The organism is Martelella mediterranea, assembly GCF_021021415.1.
In the GTDB taxonomy this organism is placed as follows: Bacteria; Pseudomonadota; Alphaproteobacteria; order Rhizobiales; family Rhizobiaceae; genus Martelella; species Martelella mediterranea_C.
On sequence record NZ_JAINWJ010000004.1, the window covers coordinates 16,089 to 41,089 of the forward strand.

Genomic DNA, 25,001 nt, shown 5'->3' on the forward strand with positions numbered 1-25,001 from the left:
GAGCAAGCACTATAGGAGGATAAGATGCGAAGCTTTCTAATGGGATGCACGGCCCTTGCGGCCCTGTGCGCGACAGCAGGGGCGGTCTCTGCCAAGGATTACACGGTTGCCGTCATCAGATGGGACCCGAACGACATCTATTTCAACGGCGTTGCGCTTGGCCAGGAACAGGAAGCCAAACGCATCCAGGCCGAAAACGGCGACACCATCACATTCAACGTTTTCGGTGCCAACGATGCCAGCGAGCAATTGAAGGCGCTTCAGGCGCAAGTCGACCGTGGCGTCGACGGTGTTCTGCTGACGCCCTGGCGCGGCGAGGCCATGCGCAGCATCGTCAAGCGGTTGCAGGAAGCCGATGTTCCCGTGGTGACCACGAATGCCTGGGTTCCCGGCGTCGAACAGACCTTCGTGGCCTTCGACAATGAAACCGCCGGTCGTCTCGGTGGCGAAGCTTTGGTCAATCGTCTCGACGCGTTGCGCGGCGATGGCTGGAAGGATGAGGGCGGGGTCTTCATCGAACTGCGCTGCATCATCACCGCGTCGTTCGACATCGCCCGCCACACCGGCTACCGCTCCGTGCTCGATCCGATTGCCGAAGAATATCCGAACGTGAAGATCGTTGAACAGGAAGCCGGTTGCGACGGCGGCAAGGCGCGCAAGTTCGTCGACGACGTGATTTCTCGCGAGGGGCCAGACCGGATCCTGGCTGTCGCCAGCATCGATGGCACGATGGGTATCGGCGGCGCTGTTCCCGCCTTCAAGGCACAGGACATGCTCGTGCCTCTCGATGATCCCAAGCATATTCCGGTTGCAACGATCGACGGCACAGTTCCGGAATTCCAGTCGATGGCCCGCGGCGAGATCGATCATATCTCGGTGCAGCCGGCCACAGGCGAGGGGATCGTCTCCATGCGGGTTCTCTACGCGTTGATGTCCGGCAACGAATTGCCCTCAGAGGGTGATGTGTTGCTGCCGGGAGAAGATCCGCTGTGGGCGCCGGTCAAGGTGCTTTCCCCGGAGGCCATCGACGGCTCGTGGTACCAGACGCAGGCCTACAGCGTCCCGGGCGATGCCAGTTACGATGACGAGCGCAACTGGGCAAACGCGATGTCGGTCGAACAGACGGGCGAGATGCCCGATTTCGGCAAGTAACATCATTGGGCTGCGGGCGCAGGGGCGTTCGCAGTCCATCCTCGAACGGGTATTCACATGACTCTGGATCATTCGCTGAGCTTTGCCGTGCAAGGCGTGACGCGCCGGTTTCCGGGCGTTCTGGCGGTCGATGCTGTCGACCTGAGTGTCAGGAAGGGCGAGATACACGGACTTATCGGCAAGAACGGCGCAGGGAAATCGGTTCTGGTTTCCCTCGTGGCCGGCCTGCTCTCGCCGAGTGAAGGTCAGATCGCAACCGAGTACGGTGCGCTGACCCCGACACACTCCGGACCGTCGCGGGCCAAGAAGCTCGGGATTGCGCTCGTGACTCAGGAACCGGCATTTGCTGCCGATCTCTCGGTTGCCGACAATCTTTTCATGGGGCGCCACCCCGGCGGACGGTTCAGTTTTCTGTCGCCCTCCGTGGCCCGGCGGGAATCGGCACACGTGATCGAGCAGCTCGGCTTGCGCGCGCGACCGGAAGACCGGATGGGCGATCTGCCGCTGGAAACGCAGCAATTACTGGCCTTCGGGCGCGCCGTTTTCATCGAGAAGGCGCGCACCATTCTGCTCGACGAAATTACGGCGTCGCTGACGAGCGAGCGCAAGGAAAGCCTGCTCGGTCTCCTGCGCCGCTTGATCGACGATACGCCCGATCTCTCCTTCGTTCTGATTTCGCACCATGTCAGCGAGGTGATGGGGTTCACCGATCGGGTTTCAGTCATGCGCGACGGCAAGCTTGTCGCCACGCTTGATACCGCGAGCACGAGTGGCCGCGAACTTGCCGACTGGATCGTCGGTGATGTGGCGCCCGCCGAAATCAATTATGCGGCGCAGCCCGAATTTACCGCGCCCCCGGTTCTGACGGTTTCAGGGTTGACGGCGGGCAGGAATCTCCGCCGCCTCGATTTGCAATTGCGCCGCGGCGAAGTGCTCGGCTTTGCCGGTCTCGAAGGTTCCGGCAAGGACGATGCCATCGAGGCGCTTTACGGTCTGGTGGCGAGCGACAGCGGCTCGATCGTAATGGACGGCCAAGAGGTCCATTTGAAAAGCCCGAAGGCGGCCCAGGCCGCCGGCGTCTCTTTCCTTCCCAAGCATCGCGAGGAACAGGCGGTCATTCAGAACCGCTCGGTTCTGGAAAACGCGATCATCGCCGGACTGCCTGCGCTGACGAACCGCTTCGGCTTCGTCCGGCGCTCCGAGTGCGAGCAGGTTGCGAAATCCATCGTTGCCCGTCTCGAGGTCAAGACGCCCGGTCTCGATGTGCCGATCGATGGCCTTTCGGGCGGCAACAAGCAGAAGGTGCTGCTCGGTCGGCTTTCGTTGACGGCGCCGAGATTGGTGCTGCTCAACGAGCCCACGCGCGGGGTGGATATCTCCGCGAAGCCGCACATCCTCAAGCTGGTCCGTGAGGATCTGTCACGCGATGCCGGCGTCATCATGATTTCAGAGAGCGAGGAAGAACTCGCCGAGATCTGCGACAGGATTCTGATTTTCTATCAGGGAGAAGTGGTGCGTGAACTGAAGCGCGGCATGCCCGGCTTCGATGTCGAGACGATCTACAAAACGATACAGGGCGTGGAGGTGCCGCTATGACTTCAGTGAACAAATTCGTTTTCCTCGTTCTGGAAAAGCACCTGATCTGGGCGCTTCTTGCGCTGTTGTGTCTGGCGGGCCTGACCGTTCCCGGCTTTCTTTCGGCGCGCAACATCCTCAACGTGATGTGGGCGGCGGCGCCACTGGGTTGCATGGTTCTGGGCCTGTTCTTCGTTCTGCTGACGGCCAATGTCGACCTCTCGCTTGAATCGACATTTGCGCTGGCGCCAGCGCTCGCCGTGGTCCTCTTCTTCCAGACGCTGCCGCTGGAAAGCTATCCCGTCCTGGCGGTATTGGGCACATTGGTTTTTGGCGGGATCGCCGGACTGCTCAACGGCGTCTTTTCCGTGAAGCTGCAGGTGAGCTCCTTCCTTGTCAGTCTTGGCACCATGCTCCTCATGCGCGGCATTGTCGTCTACCTGATCCCCGAGGGGGTCTATTATCTGCCCGAGGGCTATGTCTATCTGGGTTCGGCCAAACTCTTTGGCGTCCTTCCCGTGGCTGTGCTGGCCTGGATCGCCATCCTGCTTCTGGCCTGGCTTCTCATCGATCGCCACCGCCTCGGCAAGGATATCCTTGCCCTCGGAAATAACGAACAAGCCGCCTTTGTCGCCGGCGTGAACATCGAGCGTACGAAGATCATCTGCTTCGTCATTGCCGGTTTTCTTGCCGCGCTCGGAGGGCTTCTGGAGGTCGGGCGGATGGAGTCCGTTGTCGCCGACATGGGGCAAGGCGATATCATGATGGTTTTCGCCGGCACCATTCTTGGCGGCACGGCGCTCTCCGGCGGCAAGGGAAATGTCGGCGGCGTCTTCGCTGCCGTGCTGGTGATCTCGATCATCGAGAATTTGATGAACCTGCACGGTGTGCCGCCGTCGATACGTCAAGTTGTCTTCGGTGCGGTGCTGCTGGTCGCGATCTATCTGGCGAGCCTGCAGGAAAGGCTGCGTCACGTGCGGCTGGAGTCCTAACATGCCCGCCTATCTCCTGGGTCTCGATAGCGGTCTCACCGTCACCAAAGCCGTGCTCTTCCGCGATGATGGCGCAGTCGTGGCGGCAGCCAGCCGCAAGATCAGCAAGATCGAGAACTCTCCACGCCATGTCGAGCGCGACATGGAGGATCACTGGAACGTCTCGGCCGCGGCAATCCGTGAGGTTCTGGAGGCCAGCCGCGCAAAACTCGGGCAGGCGGTTTCTCCGGCCGCCGTTTCTGTAACGGGGCATGGCGATGGTCTTTATCTCGTGGACAATGCCGGCAAGCCCCTCGGATTGGCTGCGACCTCGCTCGACAGCCGGGCACAGGCATTGTTGCAAGAGTGGGATGAGACGGGAATATCGTCGAAAGCGCTGACCTTGACCGGCCAGCGCCCCTTTCCCTCGTCTCCAGCGCCTCTGCTTGCGCATCTGCGTGATCATGACCCCGAGCGTTTTGCACGCATCGCCGCTATTCTGTCGTGCAAGGACTGGCTGCGCTATTGCCTCACCGGTCGGATCGCGACCGACTTTACCGAGGCGAGCGTCGCATTCACCGATATACGCACCCAGCGTTACAGCCTCGAAGCACTCGATCTCTTCGGGCTCGGCGCGCTTGCGGACGCACTGCCGGATGTCGTGATGCCCGATGCGATTGCCGGGCGCGTCAGCGACGAGGCTGCCCGCGCGACAGGGCTGGCCGCTGGAACTCCGGTCGCCGCCGGACTGCATGACGTTACCGCGTGTGCGGTCGGTTCGGGCGTTGTCGAGTCGGGCGCGATTGCCATCGTCGCCGGGACCTACTCGATCAACGAGATGCTGGTCGATGAACCCGGCGTCTCGCTTGGCTGGAACGCGCGCAACGGATTGCGGCCCGGCCAGTGGATGAACATGTCGGTCTCGCCTGCGTCGAGCGCCAACCTCGACTGGTTCGTGCGCACGGCGGCAAGGGACGCGCTGCAAGACGACGATCCTTTCGCACTCCTTCAGGCCGAGCTCGACGCCGTCGCCGATGACCCCTCCGACATCGTCTATCTCCCTTATCTCTATGGTTCTCCCCATTCACAGGATATGCCTGCGTGTTTCATCGGCCTGCGCGGCTGGCACAGTCGCGGCCACATGTTGCGGGCCGTGGCGGAGGGGATTGTCTTTAATCATCGACACCACGTCGATCTGATCGACCCCGACCGCCAAATTGACCGCGTTCGCCTGACGGGCGGCAGCAGCCGCAATCCATTCTTCGGGCAGCTGTTTGCCGATGTTCTCGATCGCGTCGTGGAAGTGCCGGAAATGCCGGAAGCGGGCGCGCTCGGCACGGCCATCGCCGCCGGAATTGCCGCGAACGTCTTCGAGAGTTGGGAAGATGCACGGCAGCGCACGAACCCGGCCTTGCACACATACCGGCCGGGAAAGGCGGTATCCCGGCTGGAGACCGGGTATGACCGCTATCGCGATCAGGCCGGCGCGCTCATGAAGAGCGACGAGAAGGCGAAAGTCCAATGAGTTGTGATGCCATGACGCGCGAAGCTCGGCTGGAGACTTTGCGCACCACCAAGCATGTGCCCGTCCTCATCGTCGGCGGCGGCATTAACGGGATGGGAACGTTCCGGGATCTGAGCCTCCAGGGTGTCGATTGCATTCTCGTTGAAAAGGACGACTTCTGCGCCGGTGCCAGCCGCGCGCCCTCGCGGATGATCCATGGCGGGCTCAAATATCTCGAAACCGGCGAATTTCGCCTCGTGCGCGAGTCGGCGCAGGAGCGCAACAGGCTTTTGCGCAATGCCGCCCACTATGTCAGCCCGCTGGAAATGATTATCCCGATTCACTCCTGGTTCGGGGGAACCTTGTCGGCATTGTTCAAGATGCTGCGTCTCCCGGTCAAGATGAAGGCGCGTGGCGCACTGGTCATCAAGCTTGGCCTGTGGCTTTACGATCTTTATGGCTCGCTCAATCGCGTCATGCCGCGACATCGGATGATCGCCCGTCAGGATATGCTGCGGGAGATCCCGGACCTGGAACCGGACCTGAAAATCGCCGCTTCCTACTATGATGCCTGGATCACCTCGCCTGAGCGACTTGTCGTCGAACTCGCGCTGGATGGCATGGCTGCCAATACCGGCAGTCTTGCGTTCAATCATCTGCGCTTCAACGGTGTGAGCGGCAATCTGGTCGCGTTGCAGGACGTCGAAAGCGGCGAGATCTTCACGCTCACATGTGATGTCATGGTCAATGCCGCCGGCGCCTGGATTGATCGGGTCAACGGCTCCACGGCGGCCGGCCGCACGATGGTCGGCGGCTCCAAGGGCAGCCACCTGATGCTCGATCTGCCGGCGCTCGCCCGAACGTTGCAGGGCCGGATGATCTATTTCGAAACCGAAGGCGGGCGGATCTGCATTCTTTCCAACTTCATGGGGCATGTCCTCCTCGGCTCGACCGACATTCCAGTGGACGATCCCGACGGTGTGATCTGCGAGGACGAGGAAGTGGACTATCTCCTTGGAGCGTTCCGCCGGCTTTTCCCAAATGTGCCTGTCGATCGCTCCAGCATTTTCTTCAGCTATTCCGGCGTGCGCCCCTTGCCGGCCAACGACACGGCCGACCCGGGAGCCGTCAGTCGCGACCATTCAATGCCCGAACTGGCCGCGCAGGGGGAACGGAAATTTCCGATCCTCTCGCTGGTGGGCGGCAAATGGACCACCTTCCGCGCTTTCTCGGCGGAAGCGACCGACGAGATCCTTAGCCGTCTTGGACGTCGCCGGTCGGTTTCAACCGCTGACATCGCCATCGGCGGAGGCAAGGGGTTTTCCCAGGCCGCCGCTCCGACCGAAGTTCTTCTGTCGGCGATCGAACGGGAAACCGGACTGGCGCGAGGACGCGCGCAACAGCTTGTCATCCGCTATGGCGCACGGGCCAAGTCGGTGGCAAACGCCGTTTGCCGAGGTGAGACATTCCTCCGGACGCTGCCGGAGTTTTCGATCGAGGAGATCGCCTTCATCTGCAAGGCGGAGCTCGTCTTGCATGCCGAGGATTTCCTGTTCGGAAGAAGCTCGGTTTTTCTGGAGCGCCCGCTTGACCATGAAGCACTGGTTGAACTGGTGGCGGCAATCGCTCGCTCCCGGGACTGGGATCAGGAGCGACAAGCAAAAGAAGTAGAGCGCCTGGTGGAGCGCTTTCGCCGACTGCACCGAATTGAGATATCCGCCGAGCGCGGCCAAAAAGCGCGATTTTCGTAGTCGCGGTCAGTGACGCACTGTCGATTTCAGCCTTCGAGCCTGATGCCGGCCGGCATTTTCGACGACTTAGAAAAGATTGTCGACGGTGGTAGAGGTGCCACGGTTTGTCTGGGCAGTTTCGGGCGTTTCGCTAGCCCTTCACGAACAATTTGCGCGGCACGTTGGCGAGGCACTCCGGTCCGCCTTCCTTGATGACGATGCTCTCGGTGATCTCGAAGCCCCAGTCTTCCATCCACAGGCCGGTCATGAAGTGGAAGGTCATGTTCTCCTCGAGCACTGACTTGTCACCCGGGCGAAGCGACATGGTACGCTCACCCCAGTCGGGCGGATAGGAGAGGCCGATCGGGTAACCGGTGCGATTGTCCTTGGTGATCCCGTATTTCTTCAAGACACCGTAGAAGGCGTTGGCGACGTCTTCGCAAAGATTGCCGGCGCGCGCCATTTCGAGCCCGGCTTCCATGCCCTCCAGCACGGCTTTTTCCGCGTTGAGGAAGGTCTCTGTCGGCTTGCCGAGGAAGACGGTACGCGACAGCGGGCAGTGATAGCGGCGATACACGCCGGCGATCTCGAAGAAGGTGCCTTCGCCCAGCCGCAACGGCTCATCGCTCCAGGTCAGATGCGGCGCGGATGCATCGATGCCCGACGGCAGGAGCGGCACGATGGCCGGATAGTCACCGCCGAACCCGAGATCATCATCGAACCTGAGGGAGGCGTCGTAGATATCGGCTACCAGATCGCATTTGCGAATGCCGGGCTCGACCTTCTCGAAGATCCGCTGGTGCATGCGCTCGACGATGCGGGCCGCGCGGTGCATGTAGAGGAGTTCCTGATCCGACTTCACCGCGCGCTGCCAGTTCACCAGGCTGTTGGCGTTGACGAAGGCGGCATTGGGCAGGTGCTGCCGCAGCGAGGCATGGGCCTGGGCGGTGTACCAGTAATTGTCCATCTCCACGCCGATGCGCGTCTTGTCCCAGCCGCGCTCCTCAAGCCGCGCGGCGAGAAAATCCATCGGATGGCGAACATCCGACTGCACATAGTGATCCGGATAGCCGATCATGTCGTCTTCCGACATGAAACAGGTGCGCCTGGCGCCATTGCGGTCCTGATCGCGACCGAACCAGACAGGGTCGCCGTCGGGACCGACGATGACGCATTGATGCACATAGAATGACCAGCCGTCATAGCCTGTCAGCCAGGCCATGTTGGACGGGTCAGAGACGATCAGGACCTCCACCTCGCGCTCTTCCATGGCCTTGCGCGTCTTCTCGATGCGCTCGGCAAACTCGCTGCGTGAAAAGGCCAGTTGCGGTGCGGACATGTCTTTTGCTTTCTATGCCGTATGACTGCCGATCATGCCTCGGAGTCGAAGGCGACGCCGAGACCCAGTTGATCCGCCCTCTTGAGGGCGAGCGTTGCGATGGCCGTGTCCTGCACCCCGGTTCCGGTCAGGTCGGCAATGGTGATGGCGGAAGGCGTGAGACGCGCCCTGGCGGCGCCCGTGATGATGTCTCCGAGTTCCGCGAACTTCCTGTCGGCGGGCACGACGCCCGCCTCGATCGCCGAACGCAGTTCGCCGAGTTCCGCTGTCTGCGACTGGCGGTCGGGCACATAGGCATCGGCCCTCGCCAGACATGCCGGCTCGATCTCGTTCTTGGAATGCTGGTCGGAGCCCATGGCGGTGACGTGCTGACCGGGTTTCAGCCAATCCGCTTTCAGGACGGGCGCGGTCGCGGGCGTCGTGGTGACCACGATATCGGCCGCGCTGACGGCCGCTTCCGCATCAGCCACCGCCACAGCCGCAATGCCGTTCTCACGGGCGACGCGTTCGGCCAGCGCCCCGGCTTTGGCGATATCGCGCGCCCAGATCAGCGCCTTTTTCACCGGACGGACGAGCATCAGCGCCTGCAATTGAAGCCGTGCCTGCATGCCCGCGCCGAAAACGCAGACCGTCGCGGAATCTTCGCGCGAACAGTGCTTCGCCGCCACCGCACCCGCGGCCGCCGTGCGCACATCGGTCAGATAGCCGTTGTCGAGGAGCAGGGCTTCGAGAACCCCGGTCCTGGCCGAGAAAACCATCATCAGCCCGGACGTGCTCGGCAGGCCGATCTTTGGATTGTCGAAGAAGCCGGGCGAGACTTTTATGGCAAAACTGTCGAGACCGGGCACATAAGCCGTCTTCACGTCGACTTCGCCATTCGCTTCCCTGATCGCGAGGCTCAGGATCGGCGGCATGACCACCTTTCCGCCGGCAAGGGCCGCAAAGGCGTTCTCGACGCACGCGACGGCCTCGCCGTCGAGCGGCACGGCTTTCATCAGATCGGACTGGGTGAGGATCTTGATCTTCGGCATCTCAGGCAACCTCCTTCATGAGGTCGACATCCTCGCCGCCAATGACCCGGAAATGCTGCGCCATGTCCACATTGCCCCCGGACAGGATGAGCGCGACTGGGCCTTTCGGCTTGAAGGTTTTGGCGATGACCGCGGCAATCCCTACCGCGCCGGCCCCTTCGACGATCTGCCGCTCCTGCCAATAGGCATGGCGCATGCCGGTGGCGATCTGGGCTTCGTTGAGCAGCCAGGTTTCATCGACGAGAGCGCGGGTCATGGGGAAGGTATAGCGGTTCGATAGTCCGATTCCGCCGCCGAGGGAATCGGCCAGCGTCGGTTGTTCCTCGACCTCAATCGGCGCGCCCGCCTTCAGGCTTGCGATCATCGCGGCGCCGCGCTCCATGGTGATGCCGATGATGCGAATATCCTTGTTCCGCGCCTTGCACGCGGCCGCCACGCCTGCAATCAACCCGCCGCCGGAAAGCGGCACGACCACGGTATCGACATCGGGGATCTGCTCGACGATTTCCAGGCCCAGCGTTCCCTGCCCGGCGATCACCGCGCGATGATCGAAGGGCGGGATCATCGACATGCCCTCGGCGACCAGCTTGTCGACTTCAGCCTGGGCTTCGTCCTGAGACCTGCCGACGATGCGGACTTCCGCGCCAAGCGCCCGGATGCCGTCGACCTTCACCTGTGGCACCAGGCGCGACATGCAGATCACGCAGCGCACGCCGGAGGCCTTCGCGGCATGCGCCAGAGCCCGGCCGTGATTGCCGGTGGACACGCCGACAACGCCTGCCGCCCGCTCCTCATCCGACAGAAGGGAAACCGCATTGGCCGCTCCGCGCAGCTTGAAACTGCCGGTATGCTGGAGATGTTCGAGCTTGAGATGCACCGGCACGCCGGCAATCGCCGAAAGCGTGTCGGAGACATTGACCGGCGTTAGACGGATGGTCGCGGCAATGCGTTCGCGCGCCGCCTCGATTTCCCCGATACCGATGAAATCCGATTGTGTCATGCTGCAAATCCTGCGTTCACGCCGTCGAGTTGCAGCGTGAACAGTCGCCCATATTCGGTAGGGCACCAGTCCCTGAACCCGCCGCGGCGCAGCATCTCCCAGGCGCTCGCCTGGTTGGATGTCACCACCGGCTTTCCGGTGCGCTCCTCGATCTCGGCGATCGCGCCGACCGCGGGCATGGCTGTGCACGAAAGGAATATCGCCTCGTTATCGGGGCCATCGGCCGCAATCGCCGCCTCGACGATCGTGTGCTTTGAAAGCCTCGCCATGTCGCGATCATCAGCCAGTCCCAGACAATGATGGCTTGCGACATCGAAGCCCTGCGAAGCGAAATATCCGGCGACAGCCTCGCTTGCTTCCGGCAGATAGGGCGTGACGATGGCGATACGGTGCACGCCAAGCGCCTTGAAAGCGAGCGCCGCGGCGCCGGTGGGCAGCACCACCGGGATGCCAGGCCGCGCGGCATGGATGGACTGCTCGACCGTCTCGACCCCGATTGTGGCCGCGGCGGACGTGCAGGAATAGCAGATGCCGACAAGCGGGACGCCCGGCGTGATAAGGGCTGCGGCATCGGTGAGAAGCGGCGCCATCTTGCGCAGGTTTTCCGGTGTCGTCGGATTGGCGTAACGCACGCGGGTCGTATGCACGATTGCCTCGGGCGGAAAGATCCGCACGAAGTCCGGCTCCGTCGTCATGTCGGTCGCAAGGGCGATGAGGCCGAAGCGCACAGTTGCGCCTGGGCTCTCGTAGCCGATCTGTTGTGGCGACATCGAAACTTGTGGCTCTGCCATCACGCTCTCCGGGAAACGCACAGACGCGTCGCGGCGTCAGACGACCAGTACTGGACACGACGCCAGGCTCGTCACCTTATGCGAGACGCTGCCCAGCAGAAAACCCTCTATATCGCCCATGCCCCGGCTGCCGACGACGATCAGATCGGCGTCGTGCTCGGCGGAGAACTTCACGATGGTGCGCGCCGGCTGGCCGCTCTTGATGAAGGCGCGAAACCTGGTGGCGCCGGCGTCCTTGGCCAGCACCTTGGCCTCGTCCGCCACTTCCTTGGCATAGCCGCGCATCGCGTCATCGATGTTCTCCGGGGTCTGCGGACGCACCATCGACATCGAACCCTCGAGCAATGAGTGGTGTCGGAATACGGTCAGCATCAGAAGCTCGCCCTCATACCGCGCCTGCATCTGGGCACCGTAGCGGATCGCCTTCTTCGAGCCTTCCGACCCGTCGACGGCAACGACAATCGTTTTGAACATTCTTTTTCCTCCCGGTTTATCTGAATGCCAGATCGCGCGCGAAGAGTGCGATCTGCGGGAAGAAGATCAGGGCCACCGCGACACCCATGAGAATGAGGATGAAGGGCGGCGTCCCGCGGATCACCTCGATATAGGGGCGCTTGAACACCGCGATCGCCGTGAAAATGTCACAGCCGAACGGTGGCGTGGCCGAACCGATCGCAACCTGCAGCGTGATGATGACGCCCACAAGCACCGGATCGAGACCGACTGCATCAACGACCGGCGCGAAGATCGGCACCAGAACGAGGATCACGACGATCGGATCGACGAACATGCAGCCGACGAAGAAGGCGATCGAAATGACGAACAGCACGCCGATCGCCCCCATCTCGGTAATGCCGATGGCGCCGAGGATTGCCTGCGGCACCTGCGCAAACGAGATCACCCATGAAAAGGCAGCACCTGCGCCCACCAGAATGAACACAACCGCCGTGATCAGGCCGGTCGACTTGGCGGTCTGGTAGACCTCGCCAACCGTGATCGAACGGAAGACCACGACTTCGAGAAGCAACGCATAAAGCACGCAGGCCGCGGCGGCTTCGGTCGGGCTGAATACGCCGCCATAGATGCCGCCGATGATGATGACGGGAAAGCCCATCGGCCAGAGGGCCGCAAGCAATGCCTTGCCGCGCGCGGACCATGTTGCCCGCTCCTCGGTCGGCACGTTGTTCCGCAGCGCGTAGATGTAGCTGTAGATCGAGAACAGCGCGAGGATCAGCAGGCCCGGGCCGATGCCGGCGATGAACAGCTCGGCGATCGAGGTATTGGACACGACGCCGTAAATGATCATGCCGATCGAAGGCGGGATCAGGAAGGCAATGTCGGAGGCGTTGACGATCAGCGCCAGGATGAAACTGTCCTTGTAGCCTGCCTTCAGCATACGCGGCCGAAGCGGCGAGCCCACGGCCACCACCGTCGCCTGCGTCGAACCGGAGACCGCGCCGAAAAGCGTACAGGCTGCGGCGGTGGAAATGGCGAGACCACCGCGGACGTGGCCCACAAAGGCCATCACAAGATCGATCAGACGTCCGGCCGACTGCCCGCGCGTCATGATGTCGGCGGCGAAGATGAACATCGGAACCGCGATCAGCGACGCCGGACGGATGCCCGCCAGCATCTGCTGGACCATGGTTTCCATCTGCCCCATTCCGCCGAACATCGTGAAGAACCCGATGAAGGCGCCGACGATGAGCGGGATCATCATCGGGAAACCCAGAAGCAGGAGGACGATCATCGCGATGAAAATTGTAGCTGCCATGATTGCGTCCTCAGATCTCGAGTTCGTCTTCTTCATATCCCTCGAGCACGCTGGTCGAGAGATAGATGTCCCGTGACGTCATGTTCTTGATGGCGGTCAGCACATATTGCGCACCGGTCATGAAGAAGCCGATCGGCACCCAGATGAGCGTGATCCAGACGGGAATCTGAAGGGCGGGAAGGACGCGGCCGCGCGACGCCTGCGTCAGGAGGTAGCCAATTGAGTAATAGCAGAGCCCGAACATGAACAGCGCGGTCACCAGCGCGATGCCTATCATCAGCGGCTTGCGGACATTGCTCGGCAGGGCATCGTAGATCGCCGACATTCGGATGTGGCGTCCGTGCCGCGCTGCATAGGAGATGCCCGCGAATGTGATGAGGATGATGAGAATGCGGTTGAGTTCTTCGGAGAAGAAGATGCTTTGCTGAAACGCGAAACGGCCCACCACATTGGCGACCGTGTTCAGTGCCATCAGCAGGACGCCGGTGGCGAGAAAGAAGGATTCTATCCGGCTGATGGTCGTGTCGATCACGCCCAGAACGCCGGGTAGGCTGGATTCATGCCGGTCGATACTATCGTCGCCTCTGTCGCTCATCGCACATGTTCCCGATACTGAAAGATACCGGGCGGGCTGCAACCCGCCCGGTTCTGCTCCTGATGATTAGTCCGGACGTATCGGGGCTTAGCCGTTCTCGGCAGCCTTCAGGTCGGCCTTCATCTGGTCGAGAATTTTCTTGCCGGAATCGCCGGTCATCTCGATGAAGGTCGCTTCCACGTCCGCGGCGGCTTCCTTGAAGCACTCGCGCTGCTCTTCATTGAGCACTGTCACCTTCATCTCGGGCTTGGCGTCCGTGATCTTCTTCAGCTCGGAATCGGCCAGACCCTTCTGGTAGTCGACGATGTAGTCGTAGGCTTCCATCGAGGCCTTCTCGATGAGCTTCTGGTCTTCCGCGTCCAGCCCGTCGAAGAAGTCCTTGTTGGCCATCACCGCCGTGGTGAAATTGTTGTGGCCGGCATAGGTGATGTAGTCGGTCACCTCATAGAGCTTCGTCGAATACAGGAAGAAGGTCGGGTTTTCCTGGCCCTGAATGATGTTCGTCTGCAGCGAACCGTAAACCTCGCCCCAAGGCAGCGGAGTCGGCGTCGCGCCGAATGCCTTGTAGCTCTCAACCAGCAGCGGGTTGGTCATGACGCGGAATTTCACGCCCTCGAGATCGGCGCAGGATTCCACCGGCTCCTTGGTGGTCATGGCGACTTCGCCTTCAGGGAACATCGTGAGCAGCTCGAGACCCTGCTCGGCATAGAGCTCGGGGAACATCTCGTTGACGGCCTTGGAGTCCTTGTAGAAACGCGCAAGCTGTTCCTGGTCGGTCGGCAGCAGGTACGGCACGAAGAAGACCTGGGCTTCCGGGATCAGCGAGCCGGTGAAGCCAGGCGACTGGTCAACGAACTGAAGGATGCCGGACTGGGCCTGTTCCATGATGTCCGCGGATTCGCCGAGCGTGCCGAACGGGAAGAGCTGGACCTGGTGATCGGAATTGGCCTCGATCACTTCCTTGAACTTCTGGGCGTATTTGCCCTGCACTTCGTCCATGGCTTCCTCGAAGGCGTACTTCCAGGTGGCCGCATGCGCGGTGCCGATACCGGCGACGGCGATCACGGTCGCAGCGATGGAACTGAAAAAGATTTGCTTGTTAATGCGCATAAATGGTTGCTCCCATTGTGTTGGTGCGCGACCGCAATGGCGTATGGGCCTGCCACGGTTATACCGGGCCGGAATATTGCCTCGATTTCGGTCTGCGCTGTCTCCGGCTTCGACGATCCGAATTGATCGCGCCGGTGTTCCCGCCCTATGTTTGTTATTGTTCTGATTTGGCAACGGTGAAACAATGACAATTTAGAGTCAATGATTATATTAAATCATTACAATTTCGAATTAAGCCTGCTGACAGTCAAAGCCGACCGTCCGGCAGACTTTGCTCGGTCATGGAACCAGGAGATTGGTCGCGGACGGCAAGCCTAATTGGTGAGAAGCGCCGGCTCGAAACGGCTGCGGACAAGCCGGCCGATAACCCTCAAACCGCTCTCCAGCATTTCGATCGACTGCCCTCCGAGACACACGCGCACCGCCGGCTCCGTATGATCATCGGCGATCGCGAACGCGCCTCCCGGCGCAACCGCAACGCCCTGCTGGCGGGCATGGGAGACAAAATCGTCCTCGCTCCAGCCGGGAGGCATCGGCAGCCAGATATGCATACCGTTGGGCGAGGATCTGAAGGGGACGCCCGCCAGAATGATCTCGGCCAGCCGGTTGCGTTTGGCGAAGGCCTCGGCCTGGAAACGTGCAAGCATCTCGGCGGTCCCGTCCTCGATCCAGCGTGCGGCTATTTCCGCCAGCATGGGCGTTGCCATCCAGTTGACAACGAGATGGCGGTTGGCGGTCGCGGCCTCCAGCGCCTCGGGCATGACGAGAAAGCCCAGCCGCAGTCCCGGCATCACGCATTTTGTCAGCCCGGTGAAATAGAAGGTCCGCTCGGGCGCCATATTGGCGATCGGCGCCGGGCGCTTGGCCTGCATTGGCCCCCAGGCATCGTTCTCGATGATGATGATATCGCGTTGCCGGGCGACATCGACGAGCGCGCGACGCCGCTCTTCCGACATGATCCGGGCCTGCGGGCCAAGGCCCGCGGGCATCAGGTAGACCGCGCGAACGGTCTCGCGCAGGCTCAACCGTTCAAGCGCTTCGGGGATCATGCCCTGATCGTCGGACGGCACGCCGCGAAGGCGATAGCCGAGATAGCCGGCAAGGGGCTTGAGCGTATGATGCGTGAGGGTCTCGGCCGCGATCAGGTCGCCGCCATTGGCCGCGGTCAGGACCGCCAGCGCCATCGAGGGGCTCGACCCGTTGGTGATCATAACCCCCTGCGATTGCAGCTCGATTCCGCAATGCCTCAGCCACTTGATGGCGTTTTCGCGGTATTTCCCGAGTGCGGTGGCCGGCCTGAACGACGCGTAGATCGTGGTTGGCAGATTGTCGGCGAGATCCCTCAGCGCCTGCTTCATCAACTCGGCATGGATAGGCTCGAGTACCGGCTTCAGCAGCGACAAGTCGATCATCGGGCCGTCGGGATTACGCGGCAGATAGGGCGTGCGGGTCTCATTGCCGGTGGCGCGCACAAAGGTGCCGCGACCCACTTCGCCGCTGATGACGCCGCGCCTGATCAGTTCGTCATAGGCGCGCCCCACCGTCTGCACGCTGAGCCCAAGGTCGTAGGCGAGATTGCGATGGGTGGGGAGACGGTCCCCCTGCTTGAGCTGACCGCTTTCAATTGCTTGCATAACCGCGTCGGCCAGCGAACGATAAGCGGGACGACGAAGCGTCCCGGGTTGTGGAGGCCATATTGTCATGATTTAGTGTGACCCGAAAAAGGGACAATTGACAAGCCCCTCGCCATTCTGTGGAAACCCGCAATGATCAAGCTCGACGACCGCGATATCAAGATTCTGTCCGTTCTCGACCGCGAGGGACGCATCTCCAAGACGGAGCTCGCCAGGCGCGTCTCCCTGTCGGCCACGCCCTGCTGGGAACGGCTTCAGCGGCTGGAGAAGGCAGGCATCATTTCTGCCTACCGCGCGGAAATCAGCCTGAAGAAAATTGCCGCTCATGTGGAGGTCTTCGTGATGGCGGAACTCGAAAATCACCGGGTCGAAACCATGCAGGGCTTCGAGCGAGCCGTAGAGCGCTACGACGAGATCGTCAATTGCTGGGCGCTGGGGGGCGGTTACGATTATCTGCTGCATGTCGTCTGCAGGGACATCGACACCTACCAGCGCATGATCGACCAGTTGCTCGGCGAAGGCGCGGGCTTTGCGCGCTACTTCACCTATGTCGTCACCAAGCCCGTTAAATCCGGCCGCATTCCCTTCGAGGCCCTGCTGCCACGCGGCAAGGGTTGATTTCTCTCCCTTTCGCCCCGCAAAAAAGAGGAATCCTCTGGCCGGGACATTTCGATAAGAGAAACCGACTGCCAGCCGCCCGATAGTCTCGACGCATCCGATCGCCCCCCTGAGCGGCGATCCATCACGGACAAAACGGGAGAGAGACATGGCAGAAGCGCACCGCATCGATACCGACCGCCGGGACATGTCCCGTCTCGACGATCCCAAACTCCTGCGCAGCTTCTCATACGTTGACGGCAAGTGGACGGCGGCAACCGACGGCGCGGCGATCAGCGTGACCAACCCGGCCGACGGTTCCGAGTTCGGCGAAATCGCAGCGCTGAGCGGTGACGACAGCGCCGCCGCACTCGACGCCGCGCAGACGGCCTTCCCCGCATGGGCGTCCCTCCTGCCGCAGGAGCGTTCGACCATCCTGCGACGCTGGTTCGCGTTGATGGGCGAACATCGCGAGGATCTGGCCCGCATCATGGTGCTCGAACAGGGCAAGCCGATCTCGGAAGCACGCGGCGAGATCGACTATGCCGCGGCCTTCATCGAGTTCTACGCCGAGGAAGCCAAGCGCCCCAACATAGAAAGCGTGACCTCGCACCTGCATGATGCCGAAGTCGAGGTGTGGCGCGAGCCGCTCGGCGTCGCAGCGCTTATCACGCCGTGGAACTTCCCCTCGGCGATGATCACCCGCAAGGCGGCGGCGGCCCTTGCCGCCGGCTGCACCGTGCTCGTTCATCCCTCCGCCGAGACCCCGTTCTCCGCACTCGCGCTGGCCGAGCTTGCCGAACGCGCAGGCCTTCCCGCCGGCGTCTTCAACGTCGTCACCGGGGATGCCGCCACTGTCGTCGAGCCCTGGCTCAACGATACCCGTGTTCGCGCGCTGTCCTTCACCGGCTCCACCGAGATCGGCAAGCATCTCTACCGGCGCTCCGCCGACACGGTGAAGCGCCTCGTGCTGGAACTCGGCGGCCACGCGCCTTTCATCCTGTTTGCCGATGCCGACATGGACCAGGCCATCGACGAGGCGATCAAGGCCAAGTTCGCAACCTCGGGCCAGGATTGCCTCGGCGCCAACCGTTTCTTCGTGCAACGCTCTGTCTACAACACTTTCTGCGAAAAATTCGCCGCCCGCACCGCCATGCTGTCGGTCGGCGTCGGCATGGACGATCCCGATATCGGCCCGCTGATGAACGAAAAGGCCGTCGCCAAACAGCGCCAGCATGTCGAGGACGCCGTCAGCAAGGGCGCGCGCGTGCTGACCGGCGGCAAGGGTCACCAAGCCGGCAACCTCTTCTTCGAGCCGACGGTGCTTGCCGATGTGCCGGCCGATGCCCTCATCATGCATGAGGAAACATTCGGCCCCGTGGCCGCGATCGCGCCCTTCGACACCGAAGAGGAAGCGCTAGCCCGCGCTAACGACACCGAATACGGCCTCGTCGCCTATCTTCACACACAGGACCCGCGCCGCATCTACCGCGCCAGCCGGGCGCTGCAGTTCGGCATGGTCGCCGTCAACCGCACCAAGGTCACCGGCGCGCCGATACCCTTTGGCGGCATGAAGCAGTCCGGCCTCGAACGCGAAGGCTCGCGTCTCGGCATGGAGGCCTTCACCGAAGTCAAATATGTCTGCCGCGACTGGGCGTGAGCCCGCGGCGGAACCGCGCAACAACACGAACGAACGATAATCGAAAGGAAAGCCGATGCTTCGCAACGACCAGCTTGACCAGTGGGATCACGACCACTTCTTCCACCCCTCGACCCATCTGGGACAGTTCGCCCGTGGTGAAATGAAGAACCGGATCGTCACCGGCGGCGAGGGCGTCCATATCTCGGACCGCGAGGGCAACAGGCTGCTCGACGCCTTCGCCGGCCTCTACTGCGTCAATATCGGCTACGGCCGCCGGGAAGTCGCCGATGCCATCGCCGAGCAGGCCAGGGAGTTGGCCTACTACCACTCCTATGTCGGCCATGGCACCGAAGCCTCGGTGACGCTCGCCAAGATGATCATCGATCGCGCGCCCGCGAACATGAGCCGCGTCTATTTCGGCCTGTCGGGTTCGGATGCCAACGAGACCAACATCAAGCTCGTCTGGTACTACAACAACATCCTCGGCCGTCCCGAGAAGAAGAAGATCATCTCCCGCTGGCGCGGCTATCACGGCTCGGGTCTGATGACCGGTTCATTGACCGGGCTCGAACTGTTTCACAAGAAGTTCGACCTGCCGCTCAACACCGTCATCCACACCGAGGCGCCCTATTATTACCGCCGCGACGACCTGACGATGTCGGAAGAAGACTTCGTCGCGCATTGCGCCCGTGAACTCGAAGCCCTGATCGAGCGGGAAGGCGCCGACACCATCGCGGCCTTCATCGGCGAGCCGGTTCTCGGCACCGGCGGCATCGTGCCGCCGCCCGCCGGCTACTGGGAAGCCATCCAGAACGTGCTGAAAAAACACGATATCCTGCTGATCGCCGACGAAGTGGTCACCGGCTTCGGCCGTCTGGGCACCATGTTCGGCTCCGCCCATTACGGCATCGAGCCTGACATCATCACCATCGCCAAGGGCCTGACCTCGGCCTATGCCCCGCTGTCGGGCTCGATCATCTCCGACAAGGTGTGGAAGGTCCTTGAGCAGGGCACAGACGAGAACGGCCCGATCGGTCATGGCTGGACCTATTCCGCGCACCCGATCGGCGCGGCGGCCGGCGTTGCCAACCTGCAGCTTCTCGACAAGCTGAACCTGATCTCGAATGCCGGCGAGACCGGCGCCTATCTCAACAAGGCCATGTCCGACGCGCTCGGCGACCACGCCAATGTCGGCGAGATCCGCGGTGAAGGCATGCTCTGCGCCGTCGAGTTCGTCGAGGACCGCGACAGCCGCACCTTCTTTGACGCGTCGAGGAAGATCGGACCGTCGGTGTCTGCCGCCATGCTGAAGCGCGGCGTCATCGCCCGCGCCATGCCGCAGGGCGATATCATCGGCTACGCCCCGCCCTTCTGCCTGACCCGTGAGGAAGCCGACACCATCGTTTCGGCCACCGTCGACGCGGTGAAGGAAGTGCTCGGCTAGAATGTTGTCGCCGTCTGAGAAACGAAAGCGCGGGATCGCAAGGCCCCGCGCTTTTTTCATTCCCGACAGGTCCGCTCGCTCAGCGCTTGCGAAAGGGCAAGCCGCAGCAGGCCGTGATTGCCGTCCGTTACGCCACGATGACCGTCGGGACACCATTCGGTAAGCAATAGATATACAGGCATCAGCGATTCCGGATTATCCATGCCGGGGCGCTCAGCCAACCGGAAGGCCTAGTCACATAAAAGTACGGACGAGACTCGACATTGCCGGAGTTTTTCGACATGCTTGCTTAATCGTTTAAGCAAGACATGGCCCGAATGCAGCAGCGCCCGCCCAAACTGACCGAGATTGCGGAACGGCTGGATATTTCCGCCGCAACGGTCTCCAATGCGCTTTCCGGCAAGGGGCGGGTGTCGGCGGATCTTGCAAAGCGAATAAGGCAGGTGGCGGACGAACTGGGCTATGTGCCGAGCTTGTCGGCGCGCGCGCTGCGTACCGGGCAGACCGGCGTCATCGGTCTTGTCCTGCCGGATATCGGTAATCCGCTGTTCCCGCAGATCGCACAGGCGATTGAAAACGCGGCTACCGATGCCGGGCTCGGCGTTCTGATTGCGGATTCACGCGGCAGCATCCAGGCGCAGACGGAAGCCATCCGGCATTTGAAGGATCACGGCGTGGACGGCATGATCGTGGTGCCGCGGCGCGGCACGCGCGTCAGCGATATCGGTTGTCCGGTGGCGATGATCGATTCTCCTTCGACCCCGGGCAATACTGTTTCTGCCGATCACTGGGGCGGTGGTTTTCTTCTAGGCGAGCATCTGGCCGCCCTTGGTCACCGGAAAATCCTGCTGATCGGCAACCATCGCAATTCCATTGTTCAAAACGACAGACTTGGAGGCGTGCGCGCTGCCCTTGCCGCCGCCACGACAAAGACGATCTGGCTCGACAGCCCGTCGGTGGCGGCAGGAAATGGGTTCGATGCGACGCAGTGGTACGCGGATGGCTACACCGCCTTTGTGACCGTCTCCGACCTTCAGGCGCTGAAGGTGCTCACCCATCTGCAAAATGCCGGGATCGGCGTTCCGGCCATGGCGTCGGTCTCCGGCTTTGACGATCTGATGTTTGCAAGCGTCGTTACCCCGGCGTTGACCACCGTGCGGATGGATATGCCCGCGGTCGCCGACATTGCGATTGCCGCGCTCAAACTGGCGATCGAAACGAGATCCGACGCCGACGGTCAGACCGTGAAGGCTGCCCGCGACCGCGTTCCCATGACCCTTGTCGTCCGCCGTTCAACCGGACCGGCGCAACAAGAAGAAGGCAAGAAGCCTGCTTTTGCAAAAACCTCGGAAGGAGAACTGAACCAATGAAGAAACTGATGATGACCGCCACAGCCGCGGCTCTGGCGCTTTCGGCCGGAACCGTCTCAGCCGCCGACAAGACGCTGACGATTTCCGTCTATGCTTTCGCGCAGGATGCCTTCAAGGAGATCGTCTACGATCCGTTCGAAGAAATCTGCGGCTGCGACATTGTTGTTGAAACCGGCAACAGCGTTGAACGTCTGGCCAAGATGGAGGCCAACAAGCAGAGCCCCGTCGTCGATATGGCCGTCATGTCGATGGCCGATGCGCTTTCGGCCTCGCGCGCGGGGCTGATCGCCGATATCGACTATGCGAAACTGTCCAATTACGACAAGCTCTACGATATCGCCAAGGACCCGAATGGCGATGGCAAGAGCGTCGGCTACACCTTTTACGCCACATCGATCGCCTACCGCTCCGACAAGGTTTCGATCGACAGTTGGGACGATCTGTTGAGCCCGGAACTGGCTGGCCGCGTCGCGTTTCCCAATGTCACCACCAATCAGGGCCCGCCAGCGCTTTATATGCTCGGCAAGGCCATCGGCAATGACGATTACGATCTGACGGCGCCGATCGATGCGGTTGCCGAGCATCGCGACGATTTTGTGACCTTTTATGTGCGCTCCTCGCAGCTGGCACAGCTGATGCAGCAGGAGGAAATCTGGGCCGCGCCGATCGGTCGTTTCGCCTGGGGCGGGTTCACCGATATGGGTTTCCCTGTCGAATGGGCGACACCGAAGGAAGGCCAGACCGGGGGCCTCAATGTCATGGTCATGACCAAGGACAGCGGCCACGAAGATCTGGCGATGCAGTTCATGGATTTCTGGCTGTCGACCGATGTGCAGACCAAGCTTGCCGAGGCGCTGGTGGACAGCCCGGCCAACAAGGAGGTCGTGGTTTCCGACGCGGTTGCCGATAACCTCACCTATGGCGCGGAAACGGCTGACAACCTCCATCTTCTGCCCTCCGAAGTGCTGCTGGATAACCGCGATATGTGGCTTGAGCAGTGGAATGAAAAAGTCGGCCAGTAAGGCTGGCTGAAACCGGCAGACCTTGTCCCATCCGGGTCTGTTCTATGCACGGCGGCGATTGCGCCGCCGTGCTGTTTGACAAGAGAAAGTTACTTCATGTTTCAAAGCCGCGTTGAGGCCATGGCGCTTGTCCTGCCGGCAGCCCTTTTCGCCGGAGTGGTGTTTCTGGTTCCGGTTGTGGTGCTTTTGGCGCAGGGCGTGCATATCGACGGCCAGTGGACGCTTTCGGCCTATGCCGATTTCTTCTCGAAATCGCTGAACCGCACCGTCTTTTTCCGCACGCTGAGACTGGCCGCGCTGGTGACCGTCATTGCCGCCGTGATCGGCTATGCCGCGGCTTACGCCACGGTCAGCCTGCCGGAGAAAAGCAAAGGCCGGATGATTGGGCTGATCGTGCTACCGCTGATGATTTCGCCGGTGGCGCGCACCTATGCCTGGATCGTGCTTCTGGGGCGCACCGGTATCATCAACAAGGCGCTGGTCGGTCTCGGGCTTTCGGATGAGCCGATCCGCTTTCTCTTTACCGAAACGGCCGTGACCATCGGCCTGTTGCAGCTTTTCCTGCCGCTGATGATCATTGCGCTGATCTCCGCGCTGGAAAACATGCCGCGCGATGCGGTGCCTGCCGCGCGGGTTCTGGGCGCAAACTGGTTTCAGGTGTTCTGGAAGGTGATTCTACCCCTCACTCGCGAGGGGCTGATCATCGGGGGAACGCTGGTCTTCACCGGTTCCATGACCGCCTATATCACGCCCGCCATTCTCGGTGGCTCCAAGGTGCTGATGCTGGAAACGCTGCTCTATCAGCGCGTCACCGTCGCCAACGATCTGGTTTCGGCCAGTGTGATTGCCTTCATCCTGATGGCCATGGCCTTTTCCGCCAACTTCCTGCTCAAGAAAATCGCATCCGCGCGAGGTGGGAAATGAGATCGAAGTTCTTCATCTTCCTGCCGCTGGCACTGACGCTCGTCTTTCTGATCGGGCCGTTCATCGTCATTGTCATGGCGGGTCTTTCGTCCGGCAACAATCTCGCCTTTCCGCCGCCGGGCCTTTCACTCAAATGGGTGATCAAGGTCTTTTCTGTCGAAAGCTTCCGCGACAGCTTTGCCATGTCGATGTTTCTGGCGATCTTCGGCACGCTGGCGGCGCTGATCCTCGGCATTCCGGCGTCCTATGCCATGTCGCGCTACAAGGTTCCGGGCGCGGAAACCGTGCGGCTGATCGTCTCCTCGCCGATTATCGTGCCGGGCATCATCGTCGGTCTGGCGTTGCTGCGCTATTTCGTCGTGCCGCTGTCGCTGTCAATCACGCTGGCCCTGTTCGTGGCCCATACCGCGCTGATCCTGCCCTATGCGGTGCGCGTGGTTTCGGCCAGCCTCAACAATCTGCGTTCCGATATCGAAGAGGCCGCGATCCTGCTGGGCGCGAGCCGGGCAGGGGCGTTTTTCCGCGTGGTGCTTCCAAATATCCGGGGCGGTGTGCTCTCAGCCTTCATTCTCGGCTTCGTGACGAGTTTCAATCAGGTGCCGGTATCGCTGTTTCTGTCGGGGCCGGGCGTTCGCACGCTGCCCATCGATATGATCGGCTATATGGAAACCACCTACGATCCATCAGTCGCCGCACTCGCCGCACTTCTTGCTTTCCTCTCGATCGGCATTGTGTTTGTCGCCGAGCGTTTTCTGGGCTTTACCCGCTATGTCTGACCAAACTCTGCTTTTCCTGAACAACCTGTCGCTGTCCTACGGCAAGAACACCGTCGTCGAGCGGCTCAACCTTGAAATTGCCCGGGGAGAACTGATCGCCCTTCTTGGCCCTTCCGGTTGCGGCAAGACGACGACCATGCGCGCCATTGCCGGTCTGATGACGCCGTCGGGCGGCAAGATCGTTCTGGATGGCCGCGATGTCACCCGCGTTCCGCCGAACAAGCGCGAGGTCGGGCTGATGTTTCAGTCCTATGCGCTTTTCCCTCATCTTTCGGTGTTTGAAAACGTCGCCTTCGGGCTGAAACTGAAGGGTATGCGCGGCTCGGATCTTTCCGTTCGCGTCAATGGCGGCCTGAGTGCCGTCGGCCTTGGCGATTATACCGACCGCCGGCCCGCCGATCTTTCCGGTGGTCAGCAGCAGCGCGTGGCCCTTGCCCGCTCGCTGGTGATGGACCCGAAAGTGCTGCTTCTGGATGAGCCGCTTTCCAATCTTGATGCGCGTCTCAGACTTGAAATGCGCACCGAGCTTCAGCGGGTGCAGAAGGCCAACGACCTGACCATGGTTTTCGTCACCCACGACCAGTCCGAAGCCCTGTCTCTGGCCGACCGGATCGTTGTGATGAAAGATGGCGCCATCGAGCAACTCGGAACGCCGGAGGATATCTATAACCGCCCGGAATCCGCCTTCGTCGCCGATTTCGTCGGTTTTGAGAACATCTTCACCGTCGAGGGCGGCAAGCTCAAAGGCAAGGGCGAGGCCTTCACCCTTCCGCAGGCGCTACCGAAGGGTGCCAAGGGGCTCGCATGGCGGCCGCGTTTCGTGCGCATTGGCGAAGGGGCATTTACCGGTACGGTGATCGGCGCGGCCTTTGTCGGTCAGATGCGCGAATATGTGCTGGAAACGCCGCTCGGTCACATCAAGGTCGATGTGGATGCGAGCGAACCGGCACACAGCCTGGGCCAAGACCTCGCCTTCGATCTTCGGGTCGAAGACGCCGTTGTCCTGAAGCGATAGGCTGC

At 61.6% G+C, this 25,001-nt stretch carries 22 protein-coding genes; 13 read left to right on the forward strand and 9 right to left on the reverse strand.

Features of this window, described 5'->3' with window-relative positions; translation table 11 throughout:
• Positions 1-24 precede the first annotated feature (24 nt).
• The 5 genes from K7H91_RS01825 to K7H91_RS01845 are packed head-to-tail and all read left to right on the forward strand — an operon-like array spanning position 25 to position 6,953.
• Complete coding sequence (locus K7H91_RS01825; protein WP_230718479.1) at positions 25-1,152, forward strand: sugar ABC transporter substrate-binding protein; 1,128 nt, start codon at positions 25-27, stop codon at positions 1,150-1,152.
• A gap of 57 nt (positions 1,153-1,209) precedes the next feature.
• Positions 1,210-2,748: a sugar ABC transporter ATP-binding protein gene (locus K7H91_RS01830; RefSeq protein ID WP_230718480.1), complete on the forward strand. Its 1,539-nt coding sequence runs from the start codon at positions 1,210-1,212 to the stop codon at positions 2,746-2,748.
• Positions 2,745-3,719 (forward strand): ABC transporter permease, encoded by a 975-nt coding sequence (locus tag K7H91_RS01835; protein WP_230718481.1) that lies wholly within the window; start codon positions 2,745-2,747, stop codon positions 3,717-3,719. The genes K7H91_RS01830 and K7H91_RS01835 overlap by 4 nt, the downstream gene beginning before the upstream one ends.
• Before the next feature lies 1 nt (position 3,720).
• On the forward strand, positions 3,721-5,223 hold the full coding sequence (locus K7H91_RS01840; RefSeq protein WP_230718482.1) for an FGGY-family carbohydrate kinase: 1,503 nt from the start codon (positions 3,721-3,723) through the stop codon (positions 5,221-5,223).
• A gap of 38 nt (positions 5,224-5,261) precedes the next feature.
• Complete coding sequence (locus K7H91_RS01845; protein WP_230718483.1) at positions 5,262-6,953, forward strand: glycerol-3-phosphate dehydrogenase/oxidase; 1,692 nt, start codon at positions 5,262-5,264, stop codon at positions 6,951-6,953.
• A gap of 130 nt (positions 6,954-7,083) precedes the next feature.
• Here K7H91_RS01845 and doeA read toward each other — a convergent pair whose 3' ends face one another.
• The 9 genes from doeA to K7H91_RS01890 form a co-directional block, all read right to left on the reverse strand.
• Positions 7,084-8,271 carry an ectoine hydrolase DoeA gene (doeA, locus tag K7H91_RS01850; RefSeq protein ID WP_230718484.1) on the reverse strand — a complete coding sequence of 396 codons (1,188 nt, stop codon included), beginning with the start codon at positions 8,269-8,271 and terminating at the stop codon, positions 7,084-7,086.
• Between the two features lie 32 nt (positions 8,272-8,303).
• Positions 8,304-9,302 (reverse strand): ectoine utilization protein EutC, encoded by a 999-nt coding sequence (eutC, locus tag K7H91_RS01855; RefSeq protein WP_230718485.1) that lies wholly within the window; start codon positions 9,300-9,302, stop codon positions 8,304-8,306.
• Between the two features lies 1 nt (position 9,303).
• Complete coding sequence (eutB, locus tag K7H91_RS01860; RefSeq protein ID WP_230718486.1) at positions 9,304-10,302, reverse strand: hydroxyectoine utilization dehydratase EutB; 999 nt, start codon at positions 10,300-10,302, stop codon at positions 9,304-9,306.
• On the reverse strand, positions 10,299-11,093 hold the full coding sequence (locus tag K7H91_RS01865; RefSeq protein WP_230718487.1) for an ectoine utilization protein EutA: 795 nt from the start codon (positions 11,091-11,093) through the stop codon (positions 10,299-10,301). Before K7H91_RS01865 ends, eutB begins: the two co-directional genes overlap by 4 nt.
• 36 nt (positions 11,094-11,129) lie before the next feature.
• Positions 11,130-11,567: a universal stress protein gene (locus K7H91_RS01870; protein WP_230718488.1), complete on the reverse strand. Its 438-nt coding sequence runs from the start codon at positions 11,565-11,567 to the stop codon at positions 11,130-11,132.
• Positions 11,568-11,583: 16 nt separating this feature from the next.
• Positions 11,584-12,867: a TRAP transporter large permease gene (locus K7H91_RS01875; RefSeq protein WP_230718489.1), complete on the reverse strand. Its 1,284-nt coding sequence runs from the start codon at positions 12,865-12,867 to the stop codon at positions 11,584-11,586.
• Between the two features lie 10 nt (positions 12,868-12,877).
• Positions 12,878-13,462, reverse strand: coding sequence for a TRAP transporter small permease (locus K7H91_RS01880; protein WP_230718490.1), 585 nt, complete (start codon positions 13,460-13,462; stop codon positions 12,878-12,880).
• Between the two features lie 87 nt (positions 13,463-13,549).
• Positions 13,550-14,572, reverse strand: coding sequence for a TRAP transporter substrate-binding protein DctP (gene dctP / locus K7H91_RS01885; RefSeq protein WP_230718491.1), 1,023 nt, complete (start codon positions 14,570-14,572; stop codon positions 13,550-13,552).
• A 314-nt stretch (positions 14,573-14,886) separates the two neighbouring features.
• On the reverse strand, positions 14,887-16,275 hold the full coding sequence (locus tag K7H91_RS01890; RefSeq protein WP_419197431.1) for a PLP-dependent aminotransferase family protein: 1,389 nt from the start codon (positions 16,273-16,275) through the stop codon (positions 14,887-14,889).
• Positions 16,276-16,338: 63 nt separating this feature from the next.
• Here K7H91_RS01890 and K7H91_RS01895 point away from each other — a divergent pair, with 63 nt between their 5' ends.
• The 8 genes from K7H91_RS01895 (at position 16,339) to K7H91_RS01930 (ending at position 24,996) form a co-directional block, all read left to right on the forward strand.
• Positions 16,339-16,824, forward strand: coding sequence for an Lrp/AsnC family transcriptional regulator (locus tag K7H91_RS01895; RefSeq protein ID WP_230718493.1), 486 nt, complete (start codon positions 16,339-16,341; stop codon positions 16,822-16,824).
• 148 nt (positions 16,825-16,972) lie between these two features.
• Positions 16,973-18,463 carry an NAD-dependent succinate-semialdehyde dehydrogenase gene (locus K7H91_RS01900; RefSeq protein ID WP_230718494.1) on the forward strand — a complete coding sequence of 497 codons (1,491 nt, stop codon included), beginning with the start codon at positions 16,973-16,975 and terminating at the stop codon, positions 18,461-18,463.
• A gap of 55 nt (positions 18,464-18,518) precedes the next feature.
• Positions 18,519-19,889, forward strand: a complete 1,371-nt coding sequence (locus K7H91_RS01905; protein ID WP_230718495.1) for an aspartate aminotransferase family protein — start codon at positions 18,519-18,521, stop codon at positions 19,887-19,889.
• Positions 19,890-20,206: 317 nt separating this feature from the next.
• On the forward strand, positions 20,207-21,259 hold the full coding sequence (locus K7H91_RS01910) for a LacI family DNA-binding transcriptional regulator (protein WP_230718496.1): 1,053 nt from the start codon (positions 20,207-20,209) through the stop codon (positions 21,257-21,259).
• Complete coding sequence (locus K7H91_RS01915; RefSeq protein ID WP_230718497.1) at positions 21,256-22,281, forward strand: ABC transporter substrate-binding protein; 1,026 nt, start codon at positions 21,256-21,258, stop codon at positions 22,279-22,281. Before K7H91_RS01910 ends, K7H91_RS01915 begins: the two co-directional genes overlap by 4 nt.
• Before the next feature lie 96 nt (positions 22,282-22,377).
• Positions 22,378-23,205 (forward strand): ABC transporter permease, encoded by an 828-nt coding sequence (locus K7H91_RS01920; RefSeq protein ID WP_024707524.1) that lies wholly within the window; start codon positions 22,378-22,380, stop codon positions 23,203-23,205.
• Positions 23,202-23,981 carry an ABC transporter permease gene (locus K7H91_RS01925; protein WP_024707523.1) on the forward strand — a complete coding sequence of 260 codons (780 nt, stop codon included), beginning with the start codon at positions 23,202-23,204 and terminating at the stop codon, positions 23,979-23,981. The genes K7H91_RS01920 and K7H91_RS01925 overlap by 4 nt, the downstream gene beginning before the upstream one ends.
• On the forward strand, positions 23,974-24,996 hold the full coding sequence (locus K7H91_RS01930; RefSeq protein WP_230718498.1) for an ABC transporter ATP-binding protein: 1,023 nt from the start codon (positions 23,974-23,976) through the stop codon (positions 24,994-24,996). The genes K7H91_RS01925 and K7H91_RS01930 overlap by 8 nt, the downstream gene beginning before the upstream one ends.
• Positions 24,997-25,001 lie beyond the last annotated feature (5 nt).